Raw genomic sequence first — 11,577 nt, forward strand, 5'->3', positions numbered from 1 at the left:
CATTAGAATTTAAAATTTATCTATTTTATGAGTCCTTTTTCTTGACGTAGTACCAATGATTTTGAAAAAGCTTATAATGATATTAATGAGGGTTGTAAAGCCTGGTTGGAGAAATTATCATGAAACAGAATCTACATACGCACTCCATCTTTTGTGATGGAAAAGATACGATTGAAGAAATGACTTTAGAAGCCATCTCAAAGGGCTTTGACATTCTTGGGTTTTCAGGTCATGGATATTTGGACGTGGATACAAGTTCCATGCGAGATACTTCAGGATATATTTCAGAGGTTGAGAGAATTAAATTGAAATATTCTTCATCTATTCAAATCCATTTAGGCATTGAAGAAGATATGTTAGGAAGAATTGCTGAAAAAGCTCCATTTGAATATGTGATTGGAAGTAAACACTTTTTAGGTGAGACTGCTGTGGATTATTCAAAGCCTGTATTTGATTCTTTATTTGAATCCTATTCTGGTGACTATAAAAAGATGTGTAAAGACTACTATTCAGACTTATCGAATATGTATGATTGGCAAGAAGTGGATATCATTGGACATTTGGATTTGATTACCAAATATAATGAGGACGAGTCTTATTTTCAATTTAATGATAAAGACTATATGAATATTGTTTGCGATTGCATTGACCGATTGTTGATCAACGATAAGATTTTTGAAGTGAATACAGGAGCTATCGCCAGAGGCTATCGTAAAACACCATATCCATCTAAGAATATATTGGAATATTTATACACAAAGAATGCGCGTATTTGTCTAAACAGTGATTGTCATGATAAGAACTATTTGGATTGTGCTTTTGAATCTAGCTTAGACTTGATTCAATCTTGTGGATTTAAAGAACTACAGATATTAACCAATGATGGTTTTGTACCAGTTAAAATTAAATAGAGTAGACAGTGAAGGTGTTCTTGTGATAATCAATTAGACCTTCACTTTTCATTTTGGAAAGCTCTTTTGATAAGGCACTTCGTTCTACGTTTAAATAGTCAGCCATCTGTTGACGATCAAGCGGAATCTTAAAGGTAGAATTTTGTGTTTCTAGTTTCATAAACGATAAGTATGACAACACTTTATTGCGAATGGTTTTGTTGGAAATATGGAATATGTGTTGTGACAACATCTTGTTTTTATTTGAAAGTATTTGAATCATTTGATTCTTTAATTCTGGGGATTTTTCTAAGGCTTGAACATCTAAAAATTGAATCGTACAATCCTCGATGGCTCTTACATATACATACATAGGTGTTTTGGTTAGGGCATAGCTTTCCGCAAACATTTGATTGGGACCTATACGTGACAATAGGGAAACATTGCCTAAAAAGTCTACAGTTTCTATGACAACACTTCCTTCTTTGACAATGCCAATGGCTTGAGGAATATCTTCTATATGATAAATAATTTCATTTTTCTTGTATTTTTTTAATTGTAAATCCATAAATATCTCCCTTTCGTGGTTTAAACAACATAAATTTAATGTATTATACACTAAAATAAGTTCATAAGAAATGAGGATGATTCTATGTTAAGAAAAATAATTCAAATTGATGAAGATAAATGTACAGGATGCGGTATCTGTGTGGATGCCTGTCATGAAGGAGCCATTGGCTTAGTGAATGGAAAAGCGAAATTAATGCGTGATGATTATTGTGATGGACTAGGGGATTGTTTACCAACATGTCCTACAGGTGCTATTTCATTTATTGAAAAAGATACTCTAGCTTATGATGAAGAGGCGGTAAAAAAGAACATGGAAAAGCGCATGCAAGAATCGGGCACCATGCATTCAGGATGTCCTGGGTCTATGATGCATACACTGAATCCAGTTGTATCAAGTCCATCGATTGATGTATCAAGTCAACTAACATCTTGGCCTGTTCAAATTAAGCTAGCACCTATCAACGCACCATTCTTTCAACATGCTAAGCTTTTAATAGCTGCGGATTGTACTGCTTATGCCTATGCCAATTTCCATCAGGAATTTATGAAAAATAAAGTGACTCTAATAGGATGTCCAAAACTTGATGGTGTGGATTATTCAGAAAAGCTTTGTGATATTATTCGTATGAATTCGATTGAAAGTGTAACCATTGTTCGTATGGAAGTACCTTGTTGTGGTGGACTTGAAAATGCGGTTAAGAAAGCTTTGCAGGAAAGTAAAAAGTTCATTCCTTGGCAAGTCGTAACCATTTCAATTGATGGAAAAATTTTAGATTAAACCTTAAAAAAGTGCAGTTAACGTTACAGATACTGCACTTTTGTCATTTTCTGACACGTTAAACAAAAAAGTATCACCGTAGTGATACTTCAATGATTATTCCTTTGTGATTTCTTTATAGCTAGCTAGACCATAAGCACTATCTGCAAGTGTACCTGCATTGACAATAGCTTGTTCCATTGCTTTTACGGCCATGATTCCAACTAGATCTTGTTCTGCAGGAACTTTATTCGATGTCATCGCAAAAATAGTATCTCCATCACTTGAAGTGTGGACTGGACGGATACATCTTGCATATCCATTATGCGCCATACTCGCAATCTTATTCATTTGTGCTTTATTTAAATCCGCATTTGTGATGATACAACCAATTGTCGTATTCATACCACAAGAATTGATCATCTTTTCAGCTGCCTTTAAGATTTCATCTTCACTAAACAATCTTGTGTTTGTGTTTTTATCGTAGATACCTGCAATTGGTTTGTCTGAATTTGGATAGAAAATATCACCACACGCATTCACAGCTACAATAGCTCCTACTTTTAATGGACCCATTTGTAGGGCTGAAAATCCAAGTCCTGCCTTCATCGCATATTGAGGGCCAAAGAATTTACCAACACTAGCCCCTGTTCCTGCACCTACATTTCCTTGTTTTGGATCATTTTTTTCAGCTTCCATACAAGCATCATAACCCATTTGTTTGTTTGGATACGCTTTAGAATTACCTACACCACAATCAAATAGACAAGCTTCACATACGATTGGAATATAGATATTTTTCATGTCAAAACCAATTTCGTGTTCGCTCAAATATTGCATAACACCACTACTTGATTCTAAACCAAAAGCACTACCACCTGATAATGTAACCGCATGAATCTTTTGAACCATGTTCTTTGGATTTAATAAATCTGTTTCACGAGTGGCTGGACCACCACCACGTACATCTACACCAGCTGTGGCTCCTTCTTTACATAAGATGACTGTACAGCCAGTCGCATTTTCTATATCTTGTGCACTACCAATTTGAAATCCTTCGATCTCATTGATTTGAATTGTCTTCATTTTTTGATCTCCTTTAATTCATATAAATCATTTCTACGTACCTTCCAATAAGGCATCCTTTTTCTTACTTTTTCAATGTCGTTTAAATCGATATCTACAACTTTGTATGCTTCTTCTTCACCCAACTCCACTACAACATTGCCAAAACCATCCACAAGAATAGAGTGGCCTCCTGAAGTATAGTTTTTATACGTGTACTTAGCTGGGGCAACCCCACACAAAAAGACTTCATTTTCTAAGGCGCGTGTTTGAGTAAATAGCTTCCAATGTTTCTTTGTAGCCTGCTCATTAAAGGCAGCCGGACAAAATAGAATTTGTGCTCCATTTTGAGCTAGAATCCTAGACACTTCTGGAAAGCGAATGTCGTAACATAATAAAATGCCACATCTTCCCCATGGCGTATCAAAACATTGTAGGTGATTTCCTGGTACAAACACTTCATTTTCGCAATAATCCTGTCGATTATGAAATTCAAAAAGATGTGTTTTATCATACGAACAAACAATGTCGCCATCACAATTTAATATGTAACAGCGATTGTATTTATCAGCACAAATGGAACCAGCCACAATCCATATCCTATGCGATTTAGCTAGTTTTTTTAAAGCCATCAAACTTTCATCATGACGCAAATACGCTGTTTTAAGTGCATCATTATGATAGGGACAATTCCACATTTCACAAAGAACTAAAATATCACAGTCTGGAATATTTTTTAGTTTAGCTATATTTTGTTGGTTATCCATTGAAACAGACATTTGGTACATACAGATCTTCATATAGATTATGATAGGCGAAAAGTGACTACTTTTCAAGGTGTGCAAAGACTAACATGTGTTTATTTACTACTGGTTTGAGATCGTTTACAATGATTTTAGGAGGTTTGTATCATGTATAAAATTATAGAAGTAAAACAAAGTGTATTTGAAGATAATAATAAAGATGCGAACAAATTAAGAGAAGAATGTAAAGATAAAGGTGTGTTCTTATTGAATGTTATGTCAAGTCCTGGAGCAGGGAAGACAACAACTCTATCTAGAACGTTAGAAAGACTAAAAGATACAATGAGAATTGGTATTATGGAAGCGGATATTGATAGTGATGTAGATGCCAAAACCATCAGTGAATATGGCATACGCACGATTCAACTACATACAGGTGGTATGTGTCATTTAGACGCAGATATGACTCGTCAAGGATTGCATGAAATGGGTATGGAAGATTTAGATTTGGCTGTACTTGAAAATGTAGGAAATTTAGTATGTCCTGCTGAATTTGATACGGGATCCACTAAAAATATAGCTATCTTAAGTGTTCCAGAAGGAGATGACAAACCTTTAAAATATCCATTGATGTTTCAAGTGTGTGATGTGGTTTTAATTAATAAAGTGGATGTATTGCCATACTTTGATTTTGATGTAGAAAAATGTAAAGAGAATATTTTGTATCGTAATCCAAATGCGAAAATTTTTGAGGTGTGCGCAAAAACGGGTGAGGGAATTGATGACTGGTGTAAGTGGCTTGAAAATGAAGTAAAGGCCTGGAAGGAATAATATGACATATCGAGATAATATTGATAAACTGGCAAGGCGTATCACGGATCGTATTCCAGCTAAAGTAAAAAAATTATCCCAAACAGACCCTGAATATGAGTGTTTAAATGAAATCTTAAATGATGAACAATGCGATTTATGTTTGTGTTTTGAAGTGCGTAAACCACTTTCTTTTGAAGAAGTAGTGAAAAGAAGTGGATGGCCAGCGGGAAGAGTAAATCGTGTATTAAATGAAGTATGCGACATTGGAATGATTGAATACAACTGGGAAAATGAGGATCATCATAAACAGTTTGTGCTTCCTCAATTTGTTCCTGGAGCAGCTGAATTTATGGTTATGAATAAAGATCTTGTGGAAGAACATCCAATTGTTGCGGATTTCTTTGAAAAGATGACGCGATTACCACTTGAAAAGGTAATGTCAATGGTTCCACCTGGAGGAGCGGGTATTGGTATGCATGTTATTCCTGTGGAAAAGGCGATTCATGCAAATCAGCAAGCGGTAAGTGTAGAAAAGATTTCGCATTGGTTGAATAAATACGATAAATACGCACTTTCTCCATGTTCATGTAGAAGACAACAACGTGTTAGAGGTGAAGGAACTGGTGATGTTGAAGCGGATGTTTGTATTGCGGTAGGTGATATGGCAGATTATGTTGTACAGACAAACAAGGGTGGACATTATTGTACGTATGAAGAGGTTATTGAGACTTTAGAACGTTGCGAAAGAAAAGGTTATGTTCATCAGATTACCAATATTGATGGAGAAGATAAGATTTTTGCGATATGTAACTGTGCACATGGCGTATGTAATGCATTAAGAACGAGTCAATTGTTTAATACCCCAAATATGTCGGCAAGTGCTTATAGGGCTCATGTGGATAGTGAAAAGTGTGTTGCGTGTGGAAAGTGTGTGGAAATTTGTCCTGTAGGAGCGGCAAAATTGGGTCAAAAACTTTGTACAAAAGCTGGACCTGTATCGTATCCTAAACAGGAACTTCCTGATGATGTAAAGTGGGGCCCTGAAAAGTGGAACTGGAATTTTAGAGATACAGCTAAAGTCAACTGTTATGAAACTGGAACATCACCTTGTAAGAGTGCATGCCCTGCACATTTACCGGTTCAAGGCTATATTAAGATGGCGAAAGAAGGTCGCTATTTGGATGCATTAAAGTTAATTAAAGACTTTAATCCATTTCCAGCCGTATGTGGAGCTATTTGTAATAGAAGGTGTGAACAACAGTGTACGCGTGGATTGATTGATGAGCCTTTGGCTATTGATGAAATCAAGAAGTTTATTGCCGAACAAGAACTTTATGAAGATAAGCGTTATATTCCTTTATGTGAAAATGTCGAAGGAAAATTTTTCACAAATAAGATGGCCATTATTGGCGCAGGTCCTGCTGGTATGAGTGCCGCTTATTATTTAAGAATAATGGGCTATCCTGTCACAATATTCGAAAAGGAAGAAAAACCAGGCGGTATGTTGGCATATGGTATTTCTTCTTTTAGATTAGAGAAGTCTGTGATTGAAGCTGAAATTGAAGTGTTAAAAGCTATGGGTATTGAGTTCAAGTGTGGCATAGAAGTAGGTAAAGACATTTCGTTGGATGATTTAAGAAATGAGGGATATGAAGCATTCTATGTGGCCATTGGTGCTCAAGGATCAAGAAAATTAAATATTCCAGGAGAAGATAATGCGATGGTTGAATCTGGAATTGATTTCTTGCGTAAGGTGAATAAAACAGAAAATCCAAATCTAATTTCTGGCGATGTGGTTGTCGTTGGTGGTGGAAATGTTGCGATAGATGTAGCTCGTGCAGCTTTAAGAAGTGGGGCTGAAAAGGTACATTTATATTCTTTGGAACAAGAAGCTGAAATGCCGGCAAGTTTTGAGGAAGTACAAGAGGCAAAAGAAGAGGGAATTCTTCTTCATTGTGGATGGGGTCCAAAGGAAATCTTAGAAGATTCAATTGTATTTAAACAATGTGTAAGTGTAAAGGATAAAACAGGAAGATTTAATCCAAGCTATGATGAAAGTGTTTTGGAAACTATACAATGTAGTCATGTATTACTTTCAATTGGACAAAGTATTATTCCAATTCAAGGATTGGATGTAGAAGTAAATACAAATGGAACAATCAAAGCAGATGGTACAACACTACAAACATCTGTTGAAGATGTATTTGTTGGCGGTGATGTGTATACAGGTCCAAAATTTGCGATTGATGCGATTAGTCATGGTAAAGAAGCAGCTGAATCTATGCATCGTTTTGTTCATAAGGGGCATTCTCTAACAATTGGAAGAGACTTACATTTATTTAATGAATTTGATAAGAATAACGCATTAATTGATATTGATTTTGATCATGCCAAACGACAGATACCTGGTATTAAAAAGGGGTTGGGTGAAAAATCCTTTAGAGATTTACGTTCAACATTTACAGAAGAACAAGTTAAGATTGAAGCCAATCGATGTCTTGGATGTGGTGCAAGTATTGTGGATACCAATAAGTGCATTGGTTGTGGTTTGTGTACGACAAAATGCGGATTTGATGCGATCCACTTAACGCGTGATATCAAAGATGGCGCAAGAATGGTTAAGGCGGAAGATAAGATGAAAGCTATCTTGCCGTATGCAGCTAAACGCCAAATCAAGATTATTCACAATAAGAAGAAATAGTATGCATGAATTAGGAATTGTTGTACATATTTCAAAAACATTGGAAGAACTTGCACAAGAAAATAATATTACAGATATTCGTAGAGTGACTTTGCAGATAGGAAAAGTAAGCGGAATTGTTCCTGAGTATTTAGTGGATTGTTGGAAATATTATAAGAAAAAAGTTCCTTTAATTGAAAACTCAACACTAGAATATGAATGGATTGAAGCCATTACGATTTGCGATGAATGTGAAAAAACATATGATACGATTCAATATGGAAGAGAGTGTCCATATTGTAAGAGTGAACATACAGTTCTTTTTCAAGGTAATGAGTGTCTCATTAAGGAGATTGAAGCCGAATAAGCGTCGAAAGGCGCTTTTTTTAGAAAAAGTTTTTTTTTGCGTATATGAGTATGTAGGAAATGCCTACTAGAATTGAGGTGCTCATGCATAGTGCAAATTTATTAAATGATTTCGCCTTCAAGTATGTTTTTGGCGAAGATTGTAAAGAGGCTAATGATGCCTTAAAATCATTACTTACGGTATTTTTAGAAAGGAAAGTCCATCATGTGGTTGTTAAAAATTCAGAATTGGTAAAATACTATAGTAAAATGAAAAATCCAAGATTGGATTTGTTGGTTGAATTTGATGATCGAACGATGGTGGATTTAGAAATGCAGTTAAGACAAACTCAAGATCATCTGCCGATTCGCTTTAGTTATTATTTGGCTAGACTTCATAGTTCTCAAGAATTGGAAGGAAAATATTATGGAGAGTTAAAGGAAACAATTGTCTTAGTGTTATTTAATGTGAATTTAATTGATAATAATAGAATGTGTAACACATTCACATTGAAAAATGAGGATGGCTTATCTTTTGTGAAAGAAACAGAAGATCGTATGAAGATACGAACGGTTGAAATGGCAAAGTTGGATGTAAACAAGCCGCTTAAAGAAATGAATGAACAGGAAAAGATGATTTATTACTTTTTGAATTGCCACAAGGGAATGGATGATAGTAAAATTAAGGTCATGATAGAAAGTGATGGGGTGATTCAAATGTTAGAGAAGCGTGTAGAAACCATATCGGATGATGGTTGGAAAAAATAATAGAAGATTTTAGAAAACTACATGAAAATGAAGAGCGAATGGAACGACAACTTGAACTTGAAGAGGCTCATAAAGCACAAGAAGAAGCAAAAAAGGCATTACAAGAAGCGAATAAATTAAGCCAAGAAGCTGACAAGAAAGTAGAAGAAGCAAATAAACAAGTGAAACAAATGGTTCGTAAGATGTATGAAGATGGTTTTAGTCTTGACCAAATTTCTGAATATTGTTCACTAAATGTGGATGAAATTCAGGTGTTGATAAAATCATAAATTTTCTGTTGCATTTAAAAAAATGTTTGTTTATAATAAAGCCATCCTTTGTAAAGGCAATGAAAAGAAGAAGTAGTCGTGGATGCTGCTGATAGTGAGTTCCTGATGGTGGAAATGGAACAGTAAGCACAGGGTGAACGTGTCTTAGAGCTAAGCTTTCGAAGATTGAGGAAGCTTCGGATACTCCCGTTATGAGTTAAGGGCTTGTACATTAGTGCAGGAAATAAGGTGGTACCGCGATTTTATAGTCGTCCTTGTATATTCAAGGACGGCTTTTTTTTATTAGAAGGGAATGGTAGATATGAAAAAAGGATTTAAATTAATTTCGGCATTTTTAGTAAGTTTTATGATCATGATGTCTAGTGTTATGCCTGCATTTGCCGATGAAACAGATACATCAACAACAGGCGATTTATTAGACAAGATTCAAGAAAGAGGAGAATTGATTGTAGGTACATCTCCTGATTTTCCACCTAATGAATTTATTGACTCAACAAAAACAGGACAAGCGCAATATGTAGGTTCTGATATTGAATTAGCAAAATATATTGCGAAAAAGATGGGTGTTAAATTAACAATCAAAGCCGCAAGTTTTGATACAGTTTTGGCAAATCTTCAAACTGAAGAAATTGATTTAGCAATTACTGGATTGGCTTATACACCAGCACGTGCGCAACAGATGGAAATGTCTATTGGATACAATATGACAGAGGATACTGGTGGGCAGGCTGTTATTATCGCAAAAAAAGATGCAGATAAATATAAGAAGTTAACTGATCTAACTGGCTTAAAGGTGGCTGCTCAACAAGGATCAATCCAGCAGCAATATACAGAAGATCAAATTCCGGACGCAAAACTACAATCCATTTCAAGTATTGATGATGGTGTTGCCCTATTAAAGAATGGTACGGTACAAGCTGTTGCATGCTCTGAAGGTACAGCTGATGAATATATTGAAAAGAACTCTGAACTTGCGAAGTTAGATGAATTATTCAATATTGATCAAGATTATGCAGGTAATCGTGTAGGTGCTCCTTTAGGTGAAAAGAGATTGATGAAAGAGGTCAATAAAATTTTAAAGGAAGTCAATAAAAAAGGTTTATATGAAGAGTGGTATAAAGCGGCTAAGAAACAGAGTAGTGAACAATTTACTTTAACAGCGACTGGATTCTTTGGAACATGTGTTCAAATTGTTCAATATTGCTGGCCACAATTATTAAAAGGTTTAGGAATCACTTTAGGACTTGCTGCTATTACTGTTATTTTTGGTACAATTATTGGTGGATTATTTGCCCTAGTAAAACTATCAAAGAATAAAATCGTACAAGCGATTGCGGGTGTATATGTAGAATTGATTCGTGGAACACCACTATTACTACAATTATGGTTGTTCATCAATATTTTCTCTTATTTGACAAATGGAAATATGCCAATGATCGTTAGTGTGATTATTGCCCTTGTCATTAATTCAAGTGCATATGTGGCTGAAATTATTCGTTCAGGTATTCAATCTGTGGATAAAGGGCAAAGAGAAGCGGCTAAATCACTTGGTATGTCAAATGTACATATGATGACTAAAATCATTATTCCTCAAGCTATCAAGAATATCTTGCCTGCCTTAGGTAATGAATTCGTTATGATGATCAAGGAAACATCTTTGGCAAGTACATTCTATATTGGAGAATTAATGACTGTTAACAGTGTTATTAAATCGGCTACTTATAAATCCATTGAACCATTAGTAATTGTTGGTTTGATCTACTTTATTGTTACATATTCATTATCAAAATTAATTAAATATATGGAAGGGAAGTTGAGTGTCAGTGACTAAGGAACTAATTGTTGTAAAAGACTTACATAAAAATTTTGGAGATCTTGAAGTATTAAAAGGAATTGATCAAACAATCCATCAAGGAGAAGTTGTTAGTATTATTGGACCTAGTGGTTCAGGAAAATCTACTTTCTTACGTTGTCTTAACTTATTAGAAAAACCATCTAGTGGACAAATTATTTTCGAAGGTATAGATATTGCAGCTGAAAATGTTGATATTGATACACATCGTAAAAAGATTGGAATGATCTTCCAACACTTTAATGTATTTCCACATTTAACAGTTTTAGAAAATATTACCATCACACCAATTCTAGAACTTAAAACACCAAAGGCCCAAGCTGAAAAAGAAGCAATTGAATTGCTTAAAAAAGTAGGCTTGGAAGATAAGAAGGATGAATATCCAAGAAAATTATCTGGTGGACAAAAACAGCGTCTAGCTATTGTTCGTGCTCTAGCTATGCATCCAGATGTAATTTTATGTGACGAACCAACAAGTGCATTAGATCCAGAAATGGTAAAAGGTGTACTAGAAGTCATTAAAGAATTGGCGGATCAAGGAATGACAATTGTGATCGTAACACACGAAATGGGATTTGCTCGTGAAACAAGTGATCGCGTATTATTTATGGATGAAGGTATTATTCAAGAACAAGGAACTCCAGAAGATATCTTTGAACATCCACAAAATCCAAGAACTATCAAATTTTTATCGCAAGTACTATAAGCTTGGGCACATGCTCAAGCTTTTCTGTACGACAGGCAGTCGTGCTTATAGTTGATAATCAATTACCGATTATCAACTGTTTTATTTTAGAGACAATAAAGTACAAGATACTCGTAACA

The 11,577-nt window shown here is 35.1% G+C and carries 12 protein-coding genes and 1 other annotated feature; of the genes, 9 read left to right on the plus strand and 3 right to left on the minus strand.

Annotated elements, in window-relative coordinates; genetic code table 11:
• Positions 1 to 119 precede the first annotated feature (119 nt).
• The gene (locus KTQ83_RS09730; protein ID WP_217256693.1) at positions 120 to 911 is read left to right on the plus strand and encodes a histidinol-phosphatase; all 792 of its coding nucleotides are present in this window, start codon (positions 120 to 122) and stop codon (positions 909 to 911) included.
• Here the strand turns inward: KTQ83_RS09730 and KTQ83_RS09735 are convergent.
• Positions 904 to 1,458, minus strand: coding sequence for a Crp/Fnr family transcriptional regulator (locus tag KTQ83_RS09735; protein WP_186998467.1), 555 nt, complete (start codon positions 1,456 to 1,458; stop codon positions 904 to 906). The genes KTQ83_RS09730 and KTQ83_RS09735 overlap by 8 nt on opposite strands.
• 84 nt (positions 1,459 to 1,542) lie before the next feature.
• Here KTQ83_RS09735 and KTQ83_RS09740 point away from each other — a divergent pair, with 84 nt between their 5' ends.
• The gene (locus tag KTQ83_RS09740; RefSeq protein WP_217256694.1) at positions 1,543 to 2,238 is read left to right on the plus strand and encodes an ATP-binding protein; all 696 of its coding nucleotides are present in this window, start codon (positions 1,543 to 1,545) and stop codon (positions 2,236 to 2,238) included.
• Between the two features lie 96 nt (positions 2,239 to 2,334).
• On the opposite strand, the gene KTQ83_RS09745 is transcribed toward KTQ83_RS09740, so the two are convergent.
• Together KTQ83_RS09745 and KTQ83_RS09750 are read right to left on the minus strand one after the other, a co-directional pair.
• Positions 2,335 to 3,303: a P1 family peptidase gene (locus KTQ83_RS09745; protein WP_186998465.1), complete on the minus strand. Its 969-nt coding sequence runs from the start codon at positions 3,301 to 3,303 to the stop codon at positions 2,335 to 2,337.
• Positions 3,300 to 4,082, minus strand: a complete 783-nt coding sequence (locus KTQ83_RS09750) for a nitrilase-related carbon-nitrogen hydrolase (RefSeq protein ID WP_186998464.1) — start codon at positions 4,080 to 4,082, stop codon at positions 3,300 to 3,302. The genes KTQ83_RS09745 and KTQ83_RS09750 overlap by 4 nt, the downstream gene beginning before the upstream one ends.
• Before the next feature lie 111 nt (positions 4,083 to 4,193).
• Between KTQ83_RS09750 and hypB the strand changes: the two genes are divergently transcribed.
• The 7 genes from hypB (at position 4,194) to KTQ83_RS09780 (ending at position 11,458) form a co-directional block, all read left to right on the plus strand.
• Complete coding sequence (gene hypB / locus KTQ83_RS09755; RefSeq protein ID WP_217256695.1) at positions 4,194 to 4,856, plus strand: hydrogenase nickel incorporation protein HypB; 663 nt, start codon at positions 4,194 to 4,196, stop codon at positions 4,854 to 4,856.
• Between the two features lies 1 nt (position 4,857).
• Positions 4,858 to 7,539, plus strand: coding sequence for an FAD-dependent oxidoreductase (locus KTQ83_RS09760; protein ID WP_217256696.1), 2,682 nt, complete (start codon positions 4,858 to 4,860; stop codon positions 7,537 to 7,539).
• A 1-nt stretch (position 7,540) separates the two neighbouring features.
• The gene (locus KTQ83_RS09765) at positions 7,541 to 7,885 is read left to right on the plus strand and encodes a hydrogenase maturation nickel metallochaperone HypA (RefSeq protein WP_117925700.1); all 345 of its coding nucleotides are present in this window, start codon (positions 7,541 to 7,543) and stop codon (positions 7,883 to 7,885) included.
• An 83-nt stretch (positions 7,886 to 7,968) separates the two neighbouring features.
• Entirely contained in the window at positions 7,969 to 8,631 is a 663-nt protein-coding gene (locus KTQ83_RS09770; protein ID WP_244975835.1) for an Rpn family recombination-promoting nuclease/putative transposase, read from the plus strand.
• Positions 8,619 to 8,900: a hypothetical protein gene (locus KTQ83_RS12350; protein ID WP_244975836.1), complete on the plus strand. Its 282-nt coding sequence runs from the start codon at positions 8,619 to 8,621 to the stop codon at positions 8,898 to 8,900. The genes KTQ83_RS09770 and KTQ83_RS12350 overlap by 13 nt, the downstream gene beginning before the upstream one ends.
• A 50-nt stretch (positions 8,901 to 8,950) precedes the next feature.
• Positions 8,951 to 9,159, plus strand: a binding site (T-box leader).
• Positions 9,160 to 9,201: 42 nt separating this feature from the next.
• Positions 9,202 to 10,731: an ABC transporter substrate-binding protein/permease gene (locus KTQ83_RS09775; protein ID WP_117925703.1), complete on the plus strand. Its 1,530-nt coding sequence runs from the start codon at positions 9,202 to 9,204 to the stop codon at positions 10,729 to 10,731.
• Positions 10,724 to 11,458 (plus strand): amino acid ABC transporter ATP-binding protein, encoded by a 735-nt coding sequence (locus KTQ83_RS09780; protein ID WP_117925701.1) that lies wholly within the window; start codon positions 10,724 to 10,726, stop codon positions 11,456 to 11,458. The genes KTQ83_RS09775 and KTQ83_RS09780 overlap by 8 nt, the downstream gene beginning before the upstream one ends.
• Positions 11,459 to 11,577 lie beyond the last annotated feature (119 nt).

Origin of the sequence: Holdemanella porci, assembly GCF_019052655.1 — a bacterium.
Lineage (GTDB): Bacteria > Bacillota_I > Bacilli_A > Erysipelotrichales > Erysipelotrichaceae > Holdemanella > Holdemanella hominis.

Bases quoted from the DNA above. Each gene is read 5' to 3' on its own strand.
- KTQ83_RS09740 (WP_217256694.1), top strand. From the start codon at position 1,543: ATGTTAAGAAAAATAATTCAAATTGATGAAGATAAATGTACAGGATGC.
- KTQ83_RS09735 (WP_186998467.1), bottom strand. From the start codon at position 1,458: ATGGATTTACAATTAAAAAAATACAAGAAAAATGAAATTATTTATCAT.
- KTQ83_RS09750 (WP_186998464.1), bottom strand. From the start codon at position 4,082: ATGAAGATCTGTATGTACCAAATGTCTGTTTCAATGGATAACCAACAA.
- KTQ83_RS09730 (WP_217256693.1), top strand. From the start codon at position 120: ATGAAACAGAATCTACATACGCACTCCATCTTTTGTGATGGAAAAGAT.
- KTQ83_RS09770 (WP_244975835.1), top strand. From the start codon at position 7,969: ATGCATAGTGCAAATTTATTAAATGATTTCGCCTTCAAGTATGTTTTT.
- KTQ83_RS09775 (WP_117925703.1), top strand. From the start codon at position 9,202: ATGAAAAAAGGATTTAAATTAATTTCGGCATTTTTAGTAAGTTTTATG.
- KTQ83_RS09745 (WP_186998465.1), bottom strand. From the start codon at position 3,303: ATGAAGACAATTCAAATCAATGAGATCGAAGGATTTCAAATTGGTAGT.
- hypB (WP_217256695.1), top strand. From the start codon at position 4,194: ATGTATAAAATTATAGAAGTAAAACAAAGTGTATTTGAAGATAATAAT.
- KTQ83_RS09760 (WP_217256696.1), top strand. From the start codon at position 4,858: ATGACATATCGAGATAATATTGATAAACTGGCAAGGCGTATCACGGAT.
- KTQ83_RS09765 (WP_117925700.1), top strand. From the start codon at position 7,541: ATGCATGAATTAGGAATTGTTGTACATATTTCAAAAACATTGGAAGAA.